The 21,675-nt window shown below is 69.0% G+C and carries 21 protein-coding genes; 8 read left to right on the forward strand and 13 right to left on the reverse strand.

Going from position 1 to position 21,675, the window contains the following annotated elements:
* Positions 1-98: 98 nt before the first annotated feature.
* Together SJY11_RS00540 and SJY11_RS00545 are read right to left on the reverse strand one after the other, a co-directional pair.
* Positions 99-1,298 carry an amino acid ABC transporter permease gene (locus tag SJY11_RS00540; RefSeq protein WP_376984473.1) on the reverse strand — a complete coding sequence of 400 codons (1,200 nt, stop codon included), beginning with the start codon at positions 1,296-1,298 and terminating at the stop codon, positions 99-101.
* 180 nt (positions 1,299-1,478) lie between these two features.
* On the reverse strand, positions 1,479-2,519 hold the full coding sequence (locus tag SJY11_RS00545; protein WP_376984475.1) for an amino acid ABC transporter substrate-binding protein: 1,041 nt from the start codon (positions 2,517-2,519) through the stop codon (positions 1,479-1,481).
* 281 nt (positions 2,520-2,800) lie between these two features.
* Between SJY11_RS00545 and SJY11_RS00550 the strand changes: the two genes are divergently transcribed.
* A complete protein-coding gene (locus SJY11_RS00550; protein WP_376984476.1) occupies positions 2,801-3,502 on the forward strand; it encodes an SDR family oxidoreductase in 702 nt (233 codons plus the stop codon).
* 96 nt (positions 3,503-3,598) lie between these two features.
* A complete protein-coding gene (locus SJY11_RS00555) occupies positions 3,599-3,823 on the forward strand; it encodes a DUF2798 domain-containing protein (RefSeq protein WP_376984478.1) in 225 nt (74 codons plus the stop codon).
* A 6-nt stretch (positions 3,824-3,829) separates the two neighbouring features.
* On the opposite strand, the gene SJY11_RS00560 is transcribed toward SJY11_RS00555, so the two are convergent.
* From SJY11_RS00560 to SJY11_RS00580, 5 genes are all read right to left on the reverse strand, one after another.
* Positions 3,830-4,360: a YHS domain-containing (seleno)protein gene (locus SJY11_RS00560; RefSeq protein WP_376984479.1), complete on the reverse strand. Its 531-nt coding sequence runs from the start codon at positions 4,358-4,360 to the stop codon at positions 3,830-3,832.
* Positions 4,361-4,374: 14 nt separating this feature from the next.
* On the reverse strand, positions 4,375-5,757 hold the full coding sequence (locus SJY11_RS00565) for a tetratricopeptide repeat protein (protein WP_376989219.1): 1,383 nt from the start codon (positions 5,755-5,757) through the stop codon (positions 4,375-4,377).
* Positions 5,758-5,834: 77 nt separating this feature from the next.
* The gene (locus tag SJY11_RS00570; protein WP_376984481.1) at positions 5,835-7,022 is read right to left on the reverse strand and encodes an OpgC family protein; all 1,188 of its coding nucleotides are present in this window, start codon (positions 7,020-7,022) and stop codon (positions 5,835-5,837) included.
* The gene (locus tag SJY11_RS00575) at positions 7,022-8,665 is read right to left on the reverse strand and encodes a thiamine pyrophosphate-binding protein (protein WP_376984483.1); all 1,644 of its coding nucleotides are present in this window, start codon (positions 8,663-8,665) and stop codon (positions 7,022-7,024) included. Before SJY11_RS00575 ends, SJY11_RS00570 begins: the two co-directional genes overlap by 1 nt.
* Before the next feature lie 73 nt (positions 8,666-8,738).
* A complete protein-coding gene (locus SJY11_RS00580; RefSeq protein WP_376984485.1) occupies positions 8,739-9,593 on the reverse strand; it encodes a CE1 family esterase in 855 nt (284 codons plus the stop codon).
* Positions 9,594-9,751: 158 nt separating this feature from the next.
* Between SJY11_RS00580 and SJY11_RS00585 the strand changes: the two genes are divergently transcribed.
* Together SJY11_RS00585 and SJY11_RS00590 are read left to right on the forward strand one after the other, a co-directional pair.
* A complete protein-coding gene (locus tag SJY11_RS00585) occupies positions 9,752-10,324 on the forward strand; it encodes a sigma-70 family RNA polymerase sigma factor (RefSeq protein ID WP_376984487.1) in 573 nt (190 codons plus the stop codon).
* An 81-nt stretch (positions 10,325-10,405) separates the two neighbouring features.
* Positions 10,406-11,047, forward strand: coding sequence for an NrsF family protein (locus SJY11_RS00590; protein ID WP_376984489.1), 642 nt, complete (start codon positions 10,406-10,408; stop codon positions 11,045-11,047).
* Between the two features lie 9 nt (positions 11,048-11,056).
* Here SJY11_RS00590 and SJY11_RS00595 read toward each other — a convergent pair whose 3' ends face one another.
* Entirely contained in the window at positions 11,057-11,839 is a 783-nt protein-coding gene (locus SJY11_RS00595) for a class I SAM-dependent methyltransferase (protein WP_376984490.1), read from the reverse strand.
* Between the two features lie 259 nt (positions 11,840-12,098).
* Here SJY11_RS00595 and SJY11_RS00600 point away from each other — a divergent pair, with 259 nt between their 5' ends.
* The 3 genes from SJY11_RS00600 to SJY11_RS00610 are packed head-to-tail and all read left to right on the forward strand — an operon-like array spanning position 12,099 to position 15,032.
* On the forward strand, positions 12,099-13,187 hold the full coding sequence (locus SJY11_RS00600; RefSeq protein WP_376989220.1) for an ABC transporter substrate-binding protein: 1,089 nt from the start codon (positions 12,099-12,101) through the stop codon (positions 13,185-13,187).
* On the forward strand, positions 13,184-14,248 hold the full coding sequence (locus tag SJY11_RS00605; RefSeq protein ID WP_376984492.1) for a FecCD family ABC transporter permease: 1,065 nt from the start codon (positions 13,184-13,186) through the stop codon (positions 14,246-14,248). Before SJY11_RS00600 ends, SJY11_RS00605 begins: the two co-directional genes overlap by 4 nt.
* 7 nt (positions 14,249-14,255) lie before the next feature.
* Complete coding sequence (locus SJY11_RS00610) at positions 14,256-15,032, forward strand: ABC transporter ATP-binding protein (RefSeq protein WP_376984494.1); 777 nt, start codon at positions 14,256-14,258, stop codon at positions 15,030-15,032.
* Positions 15,033-15,047: 15 nt separating this feature from the next.
* On the opposite strand, the gene SJY11_RS00615 is transcribed toward SJY11_RS00610, so the two are convergent.
* From SJY11_RS00615 to SJY11_RS00635, 5 genes are all read right to left on the reverse strand, one after another.
* Positions 15,048-15,452 (reverse strand): DUF983 domain-containing protein, encoded by a 405-nt coding sequence (locus SJY11_RS00615; RefSeq protein ID WP_376984495.1) that lies wholly within the window; start codon positions 15,450-15,452, stop codon positions 15,048-15,050.
* Between the two features lie 193 nt (positions 15,453-15,645).
* On the reverse strand, positions 15,646-17,043 hold the full coding sequence (lpdA, locus tag SJY11_RS00620) for a dihydrolipoyl dehydrogenase (protein WP_376984497.1): 1,398 nt from the start codon (positions 17,041-17,043) through the stop codon (positions 15,646-15,648).
* A gap of 165 nt (positions 17,044-17,208) precedes the next feature.
* Positions 17,209-18,528 (reverse strand): dihydrolipoamide acetyltransferase family protein, encoded by a 1,320-nt coding sequence (locus SJY11_RS00625; protein WP_376984498.1) that lies wholly within the window; start codon positions 18,526-18,528, stop codon positions 17,209-17,211.
* Positions 18,528-19,544: an alpha-ketoacid dehydrogenase subunit beta gene (locus SJY11_RS00630; protein WP_376984500.1), complete on the reverse strand. Its 1,017-nt coding sequence runs from the start codon at positions 19,542-19,544 to the stop codon at positions 18,528-18,530. Before SJY11_RS00630 ends, SJY11_RS00625 begins: the two co-directional genes overlap by 1 nt.
* 4 nt (positions 19,545-19,548) lie before the next feature.
* Positions 19,549-20,778 (reverse strand): 3-methyl-2-oxobutanoate dehydrogenase (2-methylpropanoyl-transferring) subunit alpha, encoded by a 1,230-nt coding sequence (locus tag SJY11_RS00635; RefSeq protein ID WP_376984501.1) that lies wholly within the window; start codon positions 20,776-20,778, stop codon positions 19,549-19,551.
* 228 nt (positions 20,779-21,006) lie between these two features.
* Here SJY11_RS00635 and SJY11_RS00640 point away from each other — a divergent pair, with 228 nt between their 5' ends.
* Positions 21,007-21,507 (forward strand): Lrp/AsnC family transcriptional regulator, encoded by a 501-nt coding sequence (locus SJY11_RS00640; RefSeq protein ID WP_376984503.1) that lies wholly within the window; start codon positions 21,007-21,009, stop codon positions 21,505-21,507.
* Positions 21,508-21,675 lie beyond the last annotated feature (168 nt).

A 21,675-nucleotide genomic window follows, 5' to 3' on the forward strand; every position in this document is an offset into this window, starting at 1 on the left:
ACGCCGAGCGTGCTCGGCGGCGCTGGGCGCGCGGGCTTTGCACGGAAGATCTCCGCGGGCGGAGGAGCGGAAGCCTGGCTGGCGGCGTGATCCATGGCTCAGCGCTCCTTGATCAGGATGGAGCGGTTGTAGCGGTTCATCACCAGCGAGACGGCCAGGCTGACCGCGCAGTAGAATCCCATGGTCATCGCCACGATGGGAATCGCGCGACCGGACTGGTTGAGAGAGGTGTGCATCCAGACGCTGACGAGGTCGGGAAAGCCGATCGCGATGGCCAGCGACGAATTCTTGGTGACGTTGAGGTACTGGCTGATCAGAGGCGGGATGATCACCCGCAGCGCCTGCGGCAGGATGATCGAGCGCATGGTTCGGCCGGGCGGCACGCCGAGTGCGCGTGCAGCTTCGGTCTGTCCGCGGCTGACCGACTGGATGCCGGAGCGGACATTCTCGCCGATGAAGCAGGAGGTGTAGATCGAGAGCGCGATGATCAGCGCGCAGAAGGAGGGCGGAATGTTGATGCCGCCGACGAAGTTGAACCCGCGCAGCTGCGGCATGTCCCAGGCCAGGGGTGCACCGGCCGCCAGCGCCGCCAGCAGAGGCGGGACGATCAGCAGCGCCAGCACCGGGCCGAGGACGGGCCTGATCCGGCCGGCCTGCTCGCGCTCGCGGCGGGCGTAGCGCGCCCAGCCGACGGCGCCCGCGATCCCCAGCAGCAGCGCGGCCAGCGCGACGGAAAAGCCGCCCCCGACCAGTGGCGCCGGGATGTAGAGCCCGCGGTTGTTGAGGAAGACGGCATCGAGCCAGCCAAGGCTCTCGCGCGGCCGCGGCAGCAGCGTGAAGACGCCGAAATACCAAGCGATGATCTGGAGCAGCAGCGGGGTGTTGCGGAGGATCTCGATATACCAGCGCGCGACGTTGCGGATCACCCAATTGTTCGAAAGCCGCGCCAGCCCGACGATCAGCCCCAGGATCGTCGAGAACAGGATCGCGACCACAGCCACCAGCATGGTGTTGGCGATCCCGACCATGAAGACGCGCAGATAGGTGTCGCCCTCGCGATAGGGGATCAGCGTGAACCCGATCCCAAAGCCGGCCGAGACGCCGAGGAAGTCGAACCCGGCCGACATGCCGCGCTGCGACATGTTCTCGATGGTGTTGCTGATGAGGTACCAGAACAGCAGCACCACGCAGCCGAGGGTGAGTGCCTGATAGAAGACGGCACGGACCGAGGCGTTGTTGACGAACGCCAGCAGGCGGGTGCCCGCGCTGGACGGGGCCGTGCTTTCGAAAAGGGCCATGCTGCGACCTCGCGCCGAAGGGCTCATGCGACCGCCGACGGCGAGGTTGCGCCGTCAGCCCGGAGGATTGGCCTGCCGGGATGGCCGCGACAGCGCCCGAGCCACCTCCATCGCCCGGCATTGCGCCGGACGGTGGAGAGACGTGGTCTCAGGCGCGGCGCGGCCTGCCCGGCCGCCCGCTCACCGGAACGGCATCGGGTAGAGAATGCCGCCCTTGGTCCAGAGCGCGTTCAGCGAGCCGTCGCGCGGGATGTTGACGGGCGTCTTGGCGCCGACATGGCGCTCATAGACCTCGGCATAGTTGCCGACATGCTTGAGCACGCGGACCATGAAGTCCTTCGGCAGGCCCATGCCCTCGCCGACGTTGCCCTCGACACCGAGCAGGCGCTTGATGTTGGGGTTGCTGGACTTGAGCATCTCGGTGACGTTGGCCGAGGTGACGCCGAGTTCCTCGGCCTCGATCATGCCGAAGAGCACCCAGCGCACGATGTCGCCCCAGTTGTTGTCGCCATGGCGGACGACGGGGCCGAGCGGCTCCTTCGAGATCGTCTCGGGCAGGATGATGTGATCGTCGGGCTTCGGGAAAGCGGACCGACGGGCGGCGAGGCCCGATTTGTCGTTGGTGTAGGCGTCGCAGCCACCGCCCAGATACGTCTCGACCAGCACGTTGACGTTCTCGTTCGTCACCGGCTTGAAGGTCATGTTGTTGGCGCGGAAGTAGTCCGCGAGGTTGAGCTCGGTCGTGGTGCCGGTCAGGACGCAGACGGTGGCGCCGTTCAGTTCCTTCGCTGACTTGATGTTCGAGGATTTCGGCACGACGAAGCCCTGGCCGTCGTAGAAATTGACGCCCGCGAATTCGAGGCCGAGCTGGGTGTCGCGCACGGCGGTCCAGGTGGTGGTGCGCGAGAGCATGTCCGACTCGCCGTTGGCGAGCGAGGTGAAGCGCACGGCGGAGGTGACCGACTGGTACTGGACCTTCTTCGGATCGTCGAAGATGGCGGCCGCGACGCCGCGGCACATGTCCACATCCATGCCCGACCAGGTTCCGTCGGAGGCCAGGGCATAGAATCCCGGAGTCGGCAGGCCCACCTGGCAATTGAGGCTGCCACGGGCCTTGACCTGCGCCAGCGTCGCCTGCGCAGAGGCCTCCATCGAGAGGCCCATGGTGGCGGCCGCGAAGGCCAGGAGCGCGGCGGTCTTCCTGATGTTCGGCATCTGCATCGGTCTTCGTTCCCCTGTTTTTGATTTGTGAAGGCCATTCTGGGTGGCTTTTGTGCGAGGCAAGGCTCGTGCCAGCCGCGGCTGGCCGCGATCGGCGTCTTGGGCATACGAGGCCGGACAAGGTCTGCACGCTCTCGCTTAGGCATATCGGCAGGCATGTTGGCAGGCATGTCAGCAGGCGACGCGACGGCGTTCGCCATCGACTGCGATCGGGTGAGAGCCCCTATCCGCAACGGCAGCCTATTCGCTACAACGGGCGCAACACAAGCGAGGACACGGACATGATCAGGAAGGTGGCGATCGTCACGGCGGGCGGCAGCGGCATGGGCGCAGCGACGGCGCGGCGCCTTGCGGGCGACGGCTACGACGTCGCGATCCTGTCCTCGTCTGGCAAGGGCGAGGCGCTGGCGCAGGAACTCGGTGGGCTCGGCGTCACCGGCTCGAACCTCTCCGGCGACGACATGAAACGTCTGGTCGACCTGACGATGGAGCGCTGGGGCCGCGTCGATGCGCTGGTCAACAGCGCCGGGCACGGGCCACGCGGACCGATCCTGGAGATCACCGACGAGGACTGGCAGCGCGGCCTCGACGTCTACTTCCTCAGTGCGGTGCGCGCGATCCGGCTGGTGACGCCGATCATGCAGGCGCAGACATCCGGCGCGATCGTCAACATCACCACGGCCTGGGCCTCCGAGCCGGAAGCGATGTTCCCGACCTCGGCGATGGCGCGGGCGGGACTTGCGACCTTCACCAAGATTTTCGTCGACCAGTACGCGGCCGACAACATCCGCATGAACAATGTCCAGCCGGGCTGGATCGACAGCCTGCCGGAGCGAGAGGAGCGACGCGCGCGCGTTCCGATGCAGCGCTACGGCAGCAGCGACGAGATCGCCGGCACGATCGCTTTCCTGCTCTCACCGGATGCCGGCTACATCACCGGCCAGAACATTCGGGTCGATGGCGGGCTGATGCGCTCGATCTGACCCGCGACACGTTCCGCACGACGCCACCCCGGCCGGCCTCGGCGCCGGCTGGCATGAAAATGGCCTTCAACCCAACGCCCCCCAGGAGTCACCGCCTTGGCCATTCCCCGGCGCTATGCCCATGTCGTCTTCGGAATCATCCAGGCCGGGCTGACCTCGGCGGTCGCTTCGGCCGTCGCCGTCGCGGCCGGTCCGGGCGCGGCCCCCGCACTGCAGCGCTGGCTGTCGGCCTGGCTGCTGTCCTGGACGATGATGCTGCCCGTCGTCATCTTCGCGGCGCCCTTCATCCGCCGGGCCGTCGAGGCGCTGACTGCGGATTGAGGCGCCTCAGCGGATATCGCGGGACGTCAGGTTCGGCCAGTTCCGCTCGGAGCGCGCCAGATAGGTCCTGGTATCCTTCAACCAGGTCGCGCGCACGCCGAGATCGTAGTTGAGATACAGCCGACCATCGACAATCGACCAGGCTTCCGGCTCGATCTTGACGAGATAGCCGCGCGAGGTGCCATAGGCGCAGAATCCGCCATAGGCTGGCTTGTAGCGCTCCGGGTCAGCCAGAAAGAGCGCCCGGTTGGCGGCGCTGGCAAAATGCCAGGTGGCACCGTCATGGTGCACGGCATGAGCGGCGGATCCCTTGCGCGGACCCCCCTCCCGGAAATAGGCAACCGGGTCATAGCCACGGATTGCGACACCCTCCGGCGAGCCCAGCGTATTCACGGGCTTGCCCGCCATGGCCGGCGCAATCGCCACGCCGGGGACGAATAGCGCCGCGGCGAGACCGGCAAAGAGCGCGACGAGAACACCGGCGAGCCTGCGGCGGGCAGGTGACCGATCGGCAGGGATGGTGGCGTCGGAGGGCATACGGCGTACCCCTGTCAGTGAGCGATGGCGATCGGGATGGCGGCGAGAGCGAGCGCTGCCAGCCCCGTGCGGGTCTTGCCCAGGCGGGCGAGCCGGCGGCTGGCGAAGAGATTATGTCCGCCGCGCCGCGCCAGCCGCTCGCGCAGCACATGGGCCGCACGATCATGCGCGCCGGAGCGGATCAGGCTCTCGACATAGGCCTGCTCAAAGAGATCACGCTGGGCATGGCTGCCGCCGATGGCGACGAGGCCACCGCGCGCGGCGCCAAGCAAGCGCGCCGCCTCGTCATAGTCGCGTTGCTGGAAGGCGATCAGCCCATGGGCAGCGAGCGCGCCGCTGCGGGCGGCCTCGCGCCGCTCGCCGCTGGCATGAATGTGTCCATCGGCGGCCAGAGACCGCGCGATGGTACCGGCCGCCTCGTCGCGCCCGGCGCCGAGCAAGGCGAGCGCATAATGCAGATCGGCGAAGACGAGGCGGCGATCCTCGATCCGCGCCTCCGCCTTCGCCGCGAGTTCCTCCCATCGCGAGCCGACATCGACGCCGGCATAATCGAGCCGTGCCAGCAGCGCCGCCCCATTGGCGATGTCGCGGTAATCGTCGGTCTGCTCGGCCCGGATGCCCTCGTCATAGAGGCGCAGCACCTCTGCCGTCTCGCCGCGCTCCAGCCGGAACAAGGCGAGATGCCAGGTGATGTGGAAGCGGAAGTTGTTGGCATGGGCCCAGCCTGCACTGTCGGCCAGCCAGGCGACGCCTTCGTCGACGCGGCCGGTCATTTCCAAGACATGGGCCACGGCATGGCGCCCCCAGGCATCGCGCGGCGCCCATTCGACGGCGCGGCGACCGGCGGCTTCCGCCTCGCGATAAAAGCCGCGTTCTTCCAGCGCGAAGGCGTAGCAGCCTGAGACATAGCCGCTGAGGCGGTGTCCGGCCGGAAAATGCGGCACGACCCGGCGCAGGCAGGACAGCATCTCGCCCTGGTCGCCGAGCATGAAGCGGATGCCGTGTGAGATCTTCAGCGCCAGCACGTCGCGGGGATGGTCGGCCAGTACGGCCTCCAACACCTGCGCAGCGCGGCGCGGCTTGTCATCCAGCCAGAGGCGGAGGGCCTCGACGAATTTCGTTTCACGCGGCGTCACCGGCCGCTCGGCGCTGGCGCGGCGCGCCTGAGCGAGGCAGTCGCGGCCCGTGCCGAGCAATTCGGGCCGGGCGAGCGACAGCAGCATCAGACCCTTGGCAGCATGGGCCAGCGCGAAACCCGGATCGGCCGCGAGCGTCCGGGCGAGATGCTCGGGCGCGGACGCGGCATGGGCCAGCACGGCCTCGAGCGTGTCGTCCCAGGCGAGCTGGGCCGCATCGTTGGCGACGCCGATCCTATTGCCGCAGAGATCGAAGAACATGGGGCTCACTCTCGTTTCCGGCGAAGCCCGACTCCGCCGCTCGGAGAGGAGTTCGCAGCAGCGCGATCAACCGCTGTTCAACTCGCTTCACGCAGCCGTGAGGCGACAGGTGACGGTCTCTCGACAGGCGTCTCGCGAGGCGCGGGTGGCGGGCCGGCCCAGGGCGCGCGCTTGAACCACGCCACCACGGTCGCAACGCCGAGGATGGCGGCAAAACCGGCGAGGTTGAGCAGGGCGACGGTGATCTCGGCATGCCCCAGCATTTGGGACGCCGTCCAAGCGAGCCGCGACAGCACGATGCTCGCCAGGAAGGCCGCGAGCGACTGACGCCCGATCAGGATGAGTAGATGGCCGAGGCCGGCATCCAGCCGGTCGCGGACCGGCTCGATCGCGCTCAGAACGAGGTAGGCGAGGGCGAGGAAATGCAGGATCCGCAGCGGGTGAAGGTTGCTCTTCTCGAAATCGCCCGGCAGCAGGACCTCGCGCCAGCCCTGCGCGGCCGGCCAGATCTCCAGAATGCCCCAGAACGAGAGCGGCACCGCGGCAACGACGAACAGCCCGGCCGCCAGCAGCAGGACCGGCTGGCGCAGCGGCGGCACGGGAAGCCACTTCATCGCGATGAAGAAGCCGATGAAGAAGATCGCCTGCCAGGCGAAGGGATTGAGGAACCAGCCGGCGCCGTTCCAGGGGTTTCCGGGCAGATTCAGCCCTTCCGTCCAGACCAGCGCATAGAGCAGCGCCACCATCAGGAAGGGCAGCCAGGGATGGAGTCGCCGCAGCCCGATGGCGAGCGGGATCAGCGCCAGGATGACGAGATACATCGGCAGGATATCGAGATAATCGGGCTGCCAGGTGAGCGTCAGCAGGCCCAGCAGGGCGCGCTCGGGATCGGCCATCAGCGGGCCGAACTGGCGCGCCAGCTCGGCGCTGCCGACCAGCGTGTCGAGCAGCGCGGCCAGCGCCACCAGCGCGACGACGAGGCCGACATGGGCCCAGTAGACCTGCCAGAGCCGCTGCAGGATGCGCGCCGTGCCGAGCCACCAGCCGCGCCGGACGAAGGTCGCCCCAAAAGCGAGCGCGCTGGCGAAGCCGGAGCAGAAGACGAAGAGTTCGGCGCCTGACGAAAAGCCGAAGCGGGCGGGAATCCAGGCGTTCCAGCTGTTCGCCGGCACATGGGCGACGAAGATGATCAGCATGGTGAGGCCGCGGAACAGGTCGAGGCGCTCGTCGCGCGGCCGCTTCGGCGTGCGTGCGGGCTCGGCCATCAGAAGGCCCCCTGATAGGCGGCGGCGTCGATGCGGCAAGCGAGCAGGCTGAAGCCGGGCCGCGCGAAGGCGGCTGCGGCCTCGCGGGCGAGGCTTTCGCGATCTTCCACCGTCACGCCATGACCGCCGAGGGCGCGCGCGACCGCGGCAAAGTCGCTGAGGCCGAGATCGACGCCGGCGCGGGCCAGCCCCATCTGCTTCTGCTTCAACGCGATCAGGCCGAGCGCCTCGTCGACCAGCACGACCACGACGACGGGCACAGCGAGGTCGCGCAGCGTCGCGAGTTCGCCCAGCACCATTTCGAGCCCGGCATCGCCGACGAAGCAGAGCGTCGGCTGCCCACTGCCGAGCGCCGCGCCGATGGCGAGCGGCAGGGCGCAGCCCATGGTGCAGAGCCCGGTCGACTGCAGCAGACGGCGCGGCCCGTCGCAGGACCAGAGCTGCGAGAGCAGGATGCGATGGGCGCCGGAATCGGCGGTGGCGACTGTGCCATGCGGCGCCGCCGCCCGCAGCGTCTCGAACACGGCATGCGGGCCCCACCCCGCCGGTGCGGCGAAAGCCTGCCGGAAGGCGGCGCGGACCGCGGTCGGCTCGCCCCGCTCCCAGATTGGTGCGGGCGAGAGCCGCTCGGCCAGCCGGTCGAGGATCGTGCCGACATGGCCTTCCAGCATCATCGTTGCGCCATGCATGCCATGCGGCAGCGCCTGGGCGACGATGTCGATGACCGGCTTGTCGGCCGGCCAGGGGTTGCGCCAGCCCTGGCGCATCTCGATCGGGTCATAGCCAGCCAGCACGATCAGGTCGGCCGCCTCGATCAGCGGGCGGATCAGCCCGTCGGCCTTCGGCGAGAGGCCGACGCCGCCGATGACGCGCAGATCGTCCTCGGCCAGCAGACCCTTGCCCTTGTAGGTGGTCAGCAGCGGCGCGCCGGTCCGGTCGATCAGCCGGGCGAGGGAGGCGGCGGCGTTCTCGTTGACGAGGTCGAGCCCGGCGAGAACGAGCGGCCGGCGTGCCCCGGCGAGCAGTGCCACTGCACGGTCGAGGTCGGCGGGCACCCCCACAGCCGTCGGGGCGGCCGGCGGCGGGGGAAGCGCCGTGGCGGGCGCCTCGGCGACGGCGATCGGCAGGTCGATATGAACCGGGCCTGGCCGGCCGGAGCGGGCGATGGCGAGCGCCTTGTCGATGACGAGCGCCTCGGTGCCCGGCGCGGCGCGGAAGCTAGCCTTGACCAGCGGCCGGAGCACCGCCTGATGGTCGAAGACCTGGTGGGTGTAGCTCTCGGCGAGCGCCTGATCGACGCAGCCGGTGATGAAGACCAGCGGTACGCGGTCCTGCTGGGCATGGGCGACCGCGGTGACGGCGTTGCTGACGCCCGGCCCCAGCGTTGCCACCAGGACGGGCAGCGCGCCCGTGACGTGCCAGAGCCCCTCGGCCATGAAGCCGGCGGCGTTCTCGTGCCGGGCGAGTTCGAAGCGGATGCCGGCGCGTCCGAGCGCATCGACGAGCGCCAGAACCTCGCCGCCGGGAATGCCGAAGGCATGGGTCGCGCCCGCCGCCGCCAGCCTCGCCGCGATGATGTCGGCTCCCGTCACCGTGGCCGTGTCGGCCATCCCCTTGGCGGGCGGCGGGGTCTGGATGGTCATGCAGGCAACTCCTCACGGGCGAAACGCCCAGGGCGGCGGTTCAGGATGACAATCGCGGCGCAGCCTCCCGGGGTTACCGCTTCACGGAAAGGTGATCGGCGCGCGGCTCCGCCTCGCGCATCGTCAGCCGCCAGGCCCGCTCGATCCAGGCGGGATCGACGACATGGCCGCCCGGGTGCAGGCAGAGTTCGAGGGGCGTCGCGCCGGCCGCACTCAGCGGCAGGCAGGCGAGCGCGTCCGGAGACGTGACGAAATCCGCCAGCGTCACCGCCCTCGCCTGCGGATCGAGAATGGCGAGGCTCCTGAAGACGTCGCCCTGGCGATAGCCGCTGCGCAGGGCACGGCCGGCGAGCGGCACGGTTGCGTCCGCCGTGCCATGGGTGTGGATCAGGGCGGGCCGCGGGCCGGCGCAGGATGCGGGCAGCGGCTCCCAGAAGGCGCCGGCAACGGGCGCGAAGGCCCGGAAGCGCTCCGGCATCCGACAGGCGAGATACCAGACCATCGAGCCGCCCTGCGAGAAGCCGCTCGCCATGATCCGGCGGGGATCGACCGCAAAGCGCGCCGCGACATCGTCGAGCACCCGGCCGACGAAGACGAATTCGTCGCGGTGCCGACCCGGCGAACCGGGATAGGACCAGGTGCGCCCGGTGCCGTCGGGCGCGATCAGGGCGATGCCGAGCCGTGTTGCCAGCGCACGCAGGCCGGGATCGGCCGCGATTTCCTCGGCCGAGCCCTGCCAGCCGTGGAAGAACATCAGCGCCGCGAGGGGAGCCTTGGGAGAGGTCGAATCGGGCAGGATCAGCCGGTAATGCCCGCCCTTGACACGGCATCCCTGCTCGGCCGGGCAGGCCTCGAGCGGAGCAGCGCGACCGGGTCCGGCCATCAGGGCGGTCGCGAGGGCGAACCAGAGCGGCCAGCGGCGGATCATCGTCGGCTCCATGGACGGCCCGCCGATCGCCGGCCGCGCCCGATGACGACGCTAGCGGCGTTCGGGAGCGACCGCGAGGCCCGCTCGCCGGCTTGTGAGCGGCGGGAAAGCCGTGCAAGGAGAACATCTGCGCCCCTGTTTCGGAAACCTCGCCGCCCGTGTCGCTCGACGATTTCGAAGCCGTGCTGCACCCCGCCTTCATGGCCGGGCTCGAGGGCGACGCCGCCGCCTATCGCCGCTTTCTCAACCTGATCGGGGCGCGGCTTCGTGGCTTCCTGCGCGGGCATCTGGCGCGGGCGGGCCTGTCGGGCGCCGACGAGGTCGAGGATGTGCTGCAGGAGACGCTGCTGGCGCTGCACCTGTCGCGCCATACCTATGACCCGGCCGTTCCCGTTTCCGCCTGGGCGCATGCGATCGCCCGCTACAAGCTGATCGACCATCTGCGCCGCTCTGGCCGCCATCGCGGCCATCTGCCGATCGACGAAGAGGCACCGATCCCTGTCGCCCCGGCAGGCCCCGCCATCGACGCGAAGCTCGACATCGAGCGTGCGCTCGCGGGCCTGCCCGAGCGCACGCGCCGGCTGATCGACCGCGTCAAGCTCCAGGGCGCGAGCCTCGCCGAGGCGGCCCAGGCGGCGGGCATGACCGAGACCGCCGCCAAGGTCGCGCTGCATCGCGGCCTCAAGGCCATGGCGAAAATCCTCATGCGGCGCGGGACGCGGTCGCCGTGATCGACTCCTCGCTGAGCCGCGTAACCTTTCCGGCCCTCCGCCCGAATTGCCTGCCATGCACCCTGTCCGTTCGAGCCCGCCATGAAGACCGATGATCTCGCTGCCATCCTCGCGAGCGATGCCGGCCCCGTCGGCACGGCGAACTTCGCCCGTGCCACCGGCCTGACGGCGCTCGCCGGGCTTGCCGCCTGCGCCGCCGCCGTCCTGCTGATGGTCGGGCCGCGGATCGACCTGGCCTCTGCCATGGCGACTACGCCCGTCCTGGCCAAGTTTGCGCTGGGCGCGTCGGTGGCCGGGCTTGCTCTGTTTGCCTTCCAGCGCAGCCTGCGGCCTGGCCGGGCGGCGGCGGGCGTGCTCGCGCTCGTCCTCCTGCCGGTCGCGGCCGTGCTCGCCTGGGCGCTGGCGGTGCTGACGAGCCAGCCGTTGCCGGCCTGGCCCGCGCTCCTGCTCGGCCGGAGCTGGTCCGCCTGCCTGGTGCTGGTGCCGCTCTATGCGCTGCTGCCGCTGGCCGCATTGTTCGTCCTGGCCCGGCGCGGCGCACCGGTGCGGCCGCGCCTGACCGGACTCGCGGCGGGGGTCGGTGCGGCGGGGCTCGCGACCCTGGCCTATGCGCTGCACTGCCCGGAGGACGCCGCGCCCTTCCTCGCTACCTGGTACCCGCTGGCGATGACCGTCGCCGGGGGGCTCGGGGCCCTGGCCGGACCGCGCCTGCTGCGCTGGTAAGCTCGCGCCTCAGGGCTTGCGGGCGGAAACGATGAAGCGATCCTGACTGGCGCGCTCCAGCCGCTGATGCAGCGGCATGAAGCGTCCCTGCGCCCGGTGGATGGCACGCAGGTCGCGATCAACCGCGATATCGACGAAGCCGGCATCGGCCAGGAGCCGGGCGATCTCCTCCGGCCGGCAGCCCTTCGCGAAATAGACGCGCGAGACGATGTCGTCATGGGCCGCCTTGTAGGGCGGCGGCGGCTTCGGCCGGGAGAGGGTACGGGCGAGTTTCGCCAGCAGCCGCAGGGCCTTGCCGTTGCCGGGGCGCGGATTGGTCATGTCGACATCGACGATCGCGACGCGGCCGCCGGGCTTGAGCACGCGATGCCATTCGCGGAAGGCGGCCGGCGGATCGGGCAGCGTCCAGACGAGATGGCGCGTGGCGACGGCATCATAGCTGTCGGAGGCTTCCAGCGTGTCCTCGGCATCGCCCGCATAGAGGCGGATCGGCTTGCCGACCGTCTTGGCGCGGGCGCGGGCGAGCATCGGCTCCGAGAGATCGAGCCCGGTGACGGCATAGCCGAGATCGGCCAGCAGCAGCGAGATGACGCCGGTGCCGCTGGCGAGGTCGAGCGCCTTCGCGCCGGCGGGCGGGCGGCCGAGATGGCGCGCGAAGAGGTTCATCCAGGCCTGCCGCTCCGCAACCGAGAAGATCTCGTGACCGGGCATCGTGTCGAAGGTCTCTGACCGCATCGACCAGAAGTCGCGGATCTCGTCCTTGAGGCTGAGATTGTGGTGCAGGGTCGTCATGGCCGGCACTTCCGAGGCAGGGCTGTCGGCTGCGAGAACCACGGAAACCGCGGCACCGCAAGCTGTTTCAGCGCAAACGGCCAATTGCGATATGATTACTGCCGAAAACGCTCCCGCCGTTTTTGTTTACAATAATTCCAAAAGATAAGACTTGACCCTTTACTGAGGCGGACCTAGGGACCCGGCCACTTTTCCCGGAGAAAGCCCCATGTCCCTGCTGCGCGCCCTGCTGGCTGCCGCTACGGTCGCCGCCTCGCTCATGACCGGCGGCCCGTCCGCCTTCGCCGAGAAGGTCTCGGTCACCGACGTGCTCGGCCGCAAGGTCGAGGTTGAGGCGCCGGTGCGGCGCGTCATCCTCGGCGAAGGCCGGCAGATGTATGTCGTCGCCGCGCTCGACAAGGAGGACCCGTTCAAGCGCGTCGTCGCCTGGCGCGATGACCTGCCCAAGGCCGACCCCGACAGCTACAAGCAGTATCTGGCGCGCTATCCGCAGATCGCCAAGCTGCCGAGCTTCGGCGGCATGAAGGAAGGCGCTTTCGACATCGAGCAGGCGATCGCCCTCAAGCCCGACGTGCTGCTGCTCAACATCGAGGCGAAGGTCGCCAGCGACGAGGCGAGCCTGGTCGAGAAGCTGGCCGCGGTCGGCATCCCCGTCGTCTATGTCGATTTCCGCGAGAAGCCCTTCCAGAACACCGAGCCGTCGCTGCGGCTGATGGGCAAGCTCTTCGGCCGGGAGAAGGTCGCCGAGGACTTCATCGCCTTCCGCGCCGCCGAGATCGCCCGCGTCACCGACCGTCTCGCCAAGGTCCAGGGGCTGAAGCGCCCGCTGGTGATGATGGAGCGGGCCGGCGGCTACAGCGACGATTGCTGCATGTCCTTCGGCAACGAGAATTTCGGCAAGATGGTCGACATCGCCGGCGGCAAGAACTTCGCCTCCGACCTGATCCCGGGCACCTTCGGCACGGTCAACCCCGAGGCCGTCGTCGCGGCCAATCCGGACGTCGTGATCATCACCGGCGGCAACTGGGGCGCCTATGTGCCGGGCGGCGCCTGGGTCGGGCTCGGGCCGGGCAGCGATCTCGTCGAGGCGCGCCGCAAGCTCGCCAATCTGGCCAAGCGGCCGGCCTTCAGCCAGACCAAGGCGGTGAAGGAGGGGCGCGTTCACGCCATCTGGCACCAGTTCTACAACAGCCCCTACCAGTTCGTGGCGATCCAGGAGATCGCGACCTGGCTGCATCCAGAGCTGTTCAAGGGTCTCGATGCCGAGGCGACGCTGAAGACGCTGCATGAGCGCTTCCTGCCGCTGCCCTACCAGCCGGGCTACTGGGTGACGGTGGAGCGCAAGTGAGCGCGACCGTCGCAGCTACGGCCCGGCCGGCCGGGCTCGCCTATCGCGCGCTGACGCTGCGGCGGCGGTTGATTCTGCTGGCCATGTTCGGCCTGCTGCTGGCGAGCTTCGTGGTCGACCTGATGCTGGGCCCGGCGCGCTACGATGTCGGCCAGGTGCTGGCGACGCTGATGAACCCCTCCGAGGCGCCGGCGGCGCTGCGCGTGGTGATCTGGGACATCCGTCTGCCGGTGGCGCTGATGGCAGTCGTCACCGGAGCGGCGCTCGCCATGGCGGGCGCGCAGATGCAGACGATCCTGAACAACCCGCTCGCCAGCCCCTTCACGCTCGGGATCTCGGCGGCGGCCTCCTTCGGGGCGGCGCTGGCGCTGGTCTTCGGCGTCGCGCTGGTTCCCTTCGCTGTCGACTACATCGTGCCGATCAACGCCTTCATCATGGCGATGGGCGCGGCGATGCTGATCCATCTGCTGAGCCAGCAGCGCGGGGTGACGACCGAGACCGTGATCCTGCTCGGCATTGCGCTGGTCTTCACCTTCAACGCGCTGCTCTCCCTGCTGCAGTTCTTCGCCTCCGAGCAGGCGCTGGGCGCGGTCGTGTTCTGGACCATGGGCTCGCTGACCAAGGCGAACTGGCACAAGCTCGGCATCACCACGGCGGTGCTGCTCTTCACCCTGCCCTTCTTCCTGCGCCGGGCCTGGGCGCTGACGACGCTGCGGCTGGGCGACGACAAGGCCGCGAGCTTCGGCATCGATGTCCGTCGCCTGCGGCTCGAGATCATGCTGCTGGTCAGCCTGCTCGCCGCCGTCCCGGTCTCCTTCGTCGGGACGATCGGCTTCATCGGGCTCGTCGGCCCGCATATCGCGCGCATGGTGATCGGCGAGGACCAGCGCTTCTTCCTACCGGCCTCGGCGCTGGCGGGCGCCGCGATCCTCTCCGCCTCCTCGGTGGTGTCGAAGTCGCTGATCCCGGGCCTGATCTTCCCGATCAGCATCGTCACCGCGCTGGTCGGGGTGCCGTTCTTCTTCAGCCTGATCATGACGAGCCGGAAGCGCTCCTGGTGAGGTCCTGATGGTCCAGCTCAGCCTCAGCGGCGTCGGCGTCGCCTATGGCAAGCGCCGCGTCCTCAGTGGCGTCGATGCCGCCGATCTCAGCGGCGGCGAGGTCGTGGCGCTGATCGGCGCCAATGCCGCCGGCAAATCGAGCCTGTTCCGGCGCATCGCCGGGCTGGCCTCCGGGGACGGCACAGTCAGCCTCGGCGGAACCAGCCGCGTCGCCGGGCGAACCGTCCCGCAATGCTGCTACCTGCCGCAGGACACGGCGGTGAACGCCGTGCTGAGCGTCTATGAGTCGATCCTGCTCGCGCTCAAGCAGGGCGGCGCCTGGTCGGTCAGCGACGAGGAGCTGCGGCGCATCGACAGCGTGCTGCGCGATCTCGAGATCGAGGACCTCGCCTTCCGGGGCCTGGGCGAACTCTCCGGCGGGCAGCGCCAGCTCGTCTCGATCGCGCAGACGCTGGTGCGCGAGCCCGACGTCCTGCTGCTCGACGAGCCGACGAGCGCGCTCGACCTGCACCGCCAGTTCGAGGTGTTGAGCCTGGTGCGCCGGCTGGCGCGCGAGCGCGGCATGCTGGTGCTGATCTCGATCCATGACCTCAACCAGGCGCTGCGCTTCGCCGACCGGGTGATGGTGCTGGCCCATGCGCGGCTCATCGCGATGGGCGATCCGCGCGCGATCGTGACGCCGGCCCTGCTCGACGAAGTCTATGGCGTGCGCGCCCGCGTCGAGACGCTGGCCGGCGGCGAGCCCTATGTGCTGGTCGAGGGCTCGAGCCGGCAGGTGGCCTGAAGCAGGCCTCCCGCGTCAGGTCTGCGACGGCGGCAGCGGCTCCTCAGTGCGGGCGAGGCGGCCTTCCTCGGCCTTGTGAACATATTGCGACGCCACCAGCCAGCCCTTGAGCGGCTGCAAGGGCGGGATGCAGGTCAGCAGGATGAGCGGCAGCGTCGTGACCAGATGCACCCAGGTCGGCGGCTGGTAGGCGAGCTCAAGCCAGAGCGGGAAGGCGACGGCCGGTACGCAGACGAACATCATCACGAAGAAGGCTGGCCCATCGGCCGGATCGGCGAAGGAATAGTCGAGGCCGCAGACCTCGCAGGACGGCCTGATCTTCAGGAAGCCGTTGAAGAGATGGCCCTTGCCGCAGCGCGGGCAGCGGCCGCGCAGGCCAGTCCGGAGCGGCGACAGGGTCGGCCAGTGTTCGCCGGACATCTCATTCTCCCACGCAATGCCGCAAAAATGGGCACCCGCCCGAGATGGGCGCCAGGACAGTCGAAGGCAATCGCCGCGCGTGCATCGCTGGGCTGCATCGACGATGGCAGCCCCCGAAACTGCCGAAAACAACGGGCGATCGCCGCACACGATCCCCTGCCGCGCGGCGCCGGGACGGTTTGCCGCAGCCGGTTCAGATATGGATGGCGTGGCCGAGCGCCTTGAGCGCCGCCTCCTGGAAGCCTTCGCCCTGTGTCGGATGGGCGTGGATCGTGCCCGCGACATCTTCCAGTGTCGCGCCCATCTCGATGGCGAGGCCGAAGGCGGTGGCGAGTTCGGAGATGCCGGAGCCGACGGCCTGGATGCCGATCACCAGCCCGTTCTGCGCCTGGGCAACGATCCGGACGAAGCCCTGCTCGCCATCGCGGGTCATGGCGCGGCCATTGGCGGCGAAGGGGAACTGGCCGATCCGGATCTCCTGCCCGGTGCGCCGGGCTTCCTCGGGCGAGAGGCCGACCGAGACAATCTCGGGGTCGGTGAAGCAGATCGCGGGAATCGCGCGCTTGTCCCAGGCGCGCGGCAGGCCGGCGGCGATCTCGGCCACCATCTCGCCCTGTGCCATGGCGCGGTGCGCCAGCATCGGCTCGCCGGTGACGTCGCCGATGGCATGGACGCCGCGCATCGAGGTCTCGCAGCGCTCGTTGATGCGGATGAAGCGGCCCTCCATGTCGAGCACCAGCTCCTCCAGCCCGATCCCCGAGGTGGCGGGCGCACGGCCGACGGTGACGAGGATGCGGTCGGCGGCGATGCGCCGCTCCTGCCCGTCCGCCGTCTCGACCCGCAGCGCGTCGCCCGCGGGCGTGGCGCCGCGCGCCTTGGCGCCGAGCAGGACCTCGACGCCGAGCGCGGTCAGCCGCTTGGCGACGGGGCCGGTCAGCTCCGCATCATAGAGCGGCAGGATGCGCTCCTGCGCCTCGACGATGGTGACCCGGCTTCCCAGCTTGGCGAAGGCGATGCCGAGTTCGAGCCCGATATAGCCGCCGCCGACGACGGCGAGCCGCTTCGGCACCTCAGCCAATGCCAGCGCTTCGGTCGAGGAGATCACAGGGCCGCCGAAGGGCAGAAAGGGCAGCTCGACCGGCACCGAGCCGGTGGCGATGACGATGCGCTCGGCGCGGATCACCTTCGGCCCGGTCTCGGTCTCGACCACGACCGTCTTGCCATCGCGGAAGCGGGCGCGGCCCTGCACGATCTTGACCTTGGCCTTGCGCAACAGGCCGCCGACGCCGTTGTTGAGGCGGCCGACGATGCCGTCCTTCCAGGCGACGGCCTTGGCGAAGTCGAGCGCGGGCGCGCTGGCCGTCAGGCCGAAGGGCGTCTTGCCGGCGGCGGCGTGAGCGGCCTTCTCGTATTCTTCGGCGACATGGATCATGGCCTTGGAGGGGATACAGCCGACATTGAGGCAGGTACCGCCGAGCTTGCCGGCCTCGACGATGACGGTATCGAGGCCGAGCTGCCCGGCGCGGATGGCGCAGACATAGCCGCCGGGCCCGGCGCCGATGACGAGCAGCTTGCAGGTGATCTCGGTCATAGGTGGCTTCTCCGGTGCCAGGTCCCGGCATCGTTCAATGCTCCGTCCGTCATTGCGAGCGAAGCGAAGCAATCCAGGAGCGGCAGCACGCGACGCCCACCTGGATTGCTTCGCTGACGCTCGCAATGACGGGGAGCGGATTGCTGGAAAACCATCTTCACCGCATCACCCATCGATGAACAGCGTCGCCGGGTTTTCCAGCAGCTCCTTGAGCCGCTGCACGAAGACGGCCGCGTCCCAGCCGTCGACGACGCGGTGGTCGAAGCTGGAGGAGAGGTTCATCATCTTGCGCGGCACGAAGGTGGTGCCGTCCCAGACCGGGCGGACCATCATCTTGTTGACGCCGACGATGGCGACCTCCGGGTGGTTGATCACCGGCGTCGTGGCGATGCCGCCCATGGCGCCGAGCGAGGTGATGGTGATGGTCGAGCCGGTGAGCTCGTCGCGGGTCGCGGTGCCCTGCCGGGCGCGCTCGGCGATGCGGTTCAGCTCCAGCGCGCAGCCGAAGATGTCGCGCGCCTCGGCATGCTTCACCACGGGGACCATCAGCCCGCCCGGAGTCTGCGTGGCGATGCCGAGATGGATGCCGGCATGCTGGCGGACGATGCCCGCCTCGTCGTCATAGAGCGCGTTGAGGTTGGGCTGCTCGGCCAAAGCCTTGACCATGGCGCGCATCAGGACGGGTAAAAGCGTGAGCTTCGGACGCTCGGGCGTCGGCTTCTTGTTGAGGACCGCGCGCAGATCCTCCAGCGCCGAAACATCGACCTCCTCGACGATGGTGATGTGCGGGATGCGCGCCTTCGCCAGCGCCATCTTCTCGGCGATCTTGCGCCGCAGGCCCACGACCTTGACCTCGCTGACGCCGGTCTTCTCGGCGAGGCCCGGCTTGCGCTCGGTCTCCGGCCCCCGCAGCTGGAAGGCATCGAGATCCTCGTGCAGGATGCGGCCCGCCGGGCCGGTCCCTGAGACCTGTCGCAGATCAATGCCGGCTTCGCGGGCCTTCAACCGCACGGCCGGCGAAGCAAGAGGCCGCTCGCCCGGAGCGCGCCGCGGCAGGGCTGGCGCGGAAGCGGAGGCGCCCGTGATTGTCTTGGCGGGCCGGGGCACCGTCATGGCCTGAGGGGGAGCGTCCGCCGTCTCGGGCTGACTGGAGGCCGGTGCAGCCGGCGCTTGCGATGCGGATGCCTCCGCAGTCTGTTCCGGCTGAACGTCCTCGGCCGGCGCGTCGGTGGCTGCGCCCTCGCCGGCGACCTCGAGCCTCACCAGCGCCGAGCCGATCGCGACCGTGTCGCCGATCTCGGCGCCGATCCAGGTGACCCTGCCGTCGACGGGGGCTGGAATCTCGACGGTCGCCTTGTCGGTCATCACCGCGGCGAGCAGATCGTCCTCGCGGATGATGTCGCCGACCTTGACGTGCCATTCGACGAGCTCGGCCTCGGCGATGCCTTCCCCGACATCGGGGAGCTTGATGATGCGCTCGGCCATCAGCGGCTCTCCATGATCTCGCGCAGCGCCTGTCCGACGCGGGCGGGGCCGGGGAAATAGGCCCATTCCTGGGCATGCGGATAAGGCGTGTCCCAGCCCGCGACGCGGCGCACCGGCGCCTCGAGATGGTAGAAGCAGTTTTCCTGGACCAGCGCGGCGAGTTCGGCGCCGAAGCCCGAGGTCAGCGTCGCCTCGTGCAGGACCATGCAGCGCCCGGTCTTGGCGACGGAGGCGGTGATGGTGTCGAGATCGAGCGGGACGAGGGTCCTGAGATCGATGACCTCGGCATCGATGCCGGTCTCCTGCGCCACGGCCTCGGCGACATGGACCATGGTGCCGTAGGTAACGATGGTGACCGCCGAACCCTCGCGACGGATCGCGGCCTTGCCGAGCGGCAGGGAAAAATGCCCCTCGGGCACCTCGCCGAGTTCATGCTTCGACCAGGGCGTGACCGGGCGGTCGTGATGGCCGTCGAAGGGGCCGTTATAGAGCCGCTTGGGCTCGAGGAAGATCACCGGGTCGGGATCCTCGATCGCGGCGATCAGCAGGCCCTTGGCATCGTAGGGGTTGGACGGCACCACGGTCTTGAGGCCGGCGACATGGGTGAAGAGGGCTTCCGGGCTCTGGCTGTGGGTCTGGCCGCCGAAGATGCCGCCGCCGGTCGGCATCCGGATCACGATCGGGCAGGTGAAATCGCCATTCGAGCGGTAGCGCAGCCGCGCGGCCTCCGAGACGATCTGGTCATAGGCCGGGTACATGTAGTCGGCGAACTGGATCTCGACGCAAGGGCGCAGGCCGTAAGCCGCCATGCCGATCGCCGTGCCGACGATGCCGGCCTCGCTGATCGGCGCATCGAAGCAGCGGTTGACGCCATATTTTTGCTGGAGCCCGTGGGTGCAGCGGAAGACGCCGCCGAAGAAGCCGACATCCTCGCCATAGACCACGACGTTCTCGTCGCGGGCCATCGAGACATCCATGGCGGAGCGGATCGACTCGATCATCGTCATGCGCGGCATGGCGTCAGACCCCTAGCTGCTGGCGCTGGCGGCGCAGATGCGGCGGCAACTCGGCATAGACGCCCTCGAACATGTCGCGCGCCGAGGGCTTGCCGCCGGAGTGCAGCGTGCCGAAGCTCTCGGCCTCCTTCTGGGCCGCGATGACGGTTGCGAGGATTTCGGCCTCGGCCTGCTTGTGGCGCTCCTCGCTCCAGGCGCCGATCGCGATCAGATGCTCCTTCAGCCGCAGCAGCGGATCGCCCAGCGGCCAGCCGTCCGACTCCTGCTTGGGGCGATAGGCGGAAGGATCGTCCGAGGTCGAATGCGCACCGGCACGGTAGGTGACGTATTCGACCAGCGTCGGCCCGAGATTGCGGCGGGCCCGCTCGATCGCCCATTGCGCCACGGCATAGACCGCGAGGTAGTCATTGCCGTCGACCCGCAGGGCCGGGATGCCGAAGCCGAGGCCCCGCGCGGCGAAGGTACCCGAGCCGCCGCGCGCGATGCCCTGAAAGGTCGAGATCGCCCACTGGTTGTTGACGACGTTGAGGACGACGGGCGCCTTGTAGGTCGAGGCGAAGACGAGCGCGGCGTGGAAATCCGATTCCGCCGTCGAGCCGTCGCCGACCCAGGCGGCGGCGATCTTCGTGTCGCTCTTGATCGCCGAGGCCATGGCCCAGCCGACCGCCTGGACGAACTGCGTGGTGAGGTTGCCCGAGATCGAGAAGAAGCCATGCTCCTTCGACGAGTACATCACCGGAAGCTGCCGGCCCTTCAGCGGATCGCGCTCGTTGGAATAGATCTGGCACATCATGTCGACGAGCGGATAGTCGTGCGCGATCAGCAGGCCCGCCTGCCGATAGGTCGGGAAGTTCATGTCGCCGTCCGACAGCGCGATGCGGAAGGCGCAGCTCACCGCCTCCTCGCCGGTGTGCTGCATGTAGAAGGAGGTCTTGCCCTGGCGCTGGGCCATCTGCATGCGGGCATCGAAGCTGCGCAGCGTCATCATGTGGCGCAGGCCGCGGATCAGATCCTCGGGGGTGAGGTCGGGCACCCAGGGGCCAACCGCCTGGCCCTCGCGGTTCAGCACACGGATGATCGAATAGGCGAGGTCGCGAATGTCCTTGGGGTCGACATCGACCGGCGGGCGCTCCACCGAGCCCGCCTTGGGGATCACGACATGGGAGAAATCCGGTTGCTCGCCCGGGCGGGACGCCGGCTGCGGCACGTGAAAGCGAAGGGGTGTGTCGGTCATGCGCTCCGTCCCTGATCCGCCATATCGTCCGGTCGGCCAGCATTCCGCCGTCCGGCCCGGACGGCAAGCCGTCCCGTTTCCGCGGGGCTTGCGTCGCGCGGCGCGACGCATCCCTCTTGGCGTCAGGCTAGCCCGGAGCCGGCGGAGATTCCTGTCGAAATCGGTTGCGTCCGGAACCGTCTGCGGAAATATCTTCCGCCTCCTACTCGCGATGCAGGATGATGTTCCTTGATACCGCGCAACCGCCGGGGCGATGAACCGGATGCCACCGATCTGCGGATTCTCTCGGCTTTGCAGGAGGACGGCCGCCTGACCGTCCAAGCGCTGGCCGAGAAGGTCGGGCTCTCGCCCTCGCCCTGCTGGACGCGGGTGAAACGGCTGGAGGAGAGCGGGACGATCGAGAAATACGTCGCGGTGCTCGACCAAAAGGCGCTCGGCTTCGGCAATGTCGTCTTCGTCGAGATCACGCTCGACAAGCACGACGACAAGATCCTCGACCATTTCGGCGAGGCGCTGACGCGGATTCCGGAGGTGGTCGAGGCCTATCTGGTCACCGGCGAATACGACTATCTGGTCAAGGTCGTGGTCAGCGGCACCGACCATTACGAGCGCTTTCTGCGCGAGACGCTCTACCGAATTCCCGGCATCCGGCAGACCCGCACGACCTTCGGCCTGCGCACGCTCAAACGCGCGATCTCGATCGACCCGCTGAAGATGCCGCGGCCGTAGTTCGTCTCCACGCGGACGTCATCCTGGGCCAGCCGCGAAGCGGTACAGCCCGGGATCCATCATGGGGCGCCGCCGTGCGCTAGGATGGATCCCGGCCGACCTGCGGTCGTCCAGGATGACGGTCGTGGGTCAAAGCCCTGAAGTTGCAGCTTTCGGTCCCAAAAGCCG

The sequence above is a fragment of the Allobosea sp. R86505 genome, assembly GCF_042466375.1.
Lineage (GTDB): Bacteria > Pseudomonadota > Alphaproteobacteria > Rhizobiales > Beijerinckiaceae > Allobosea.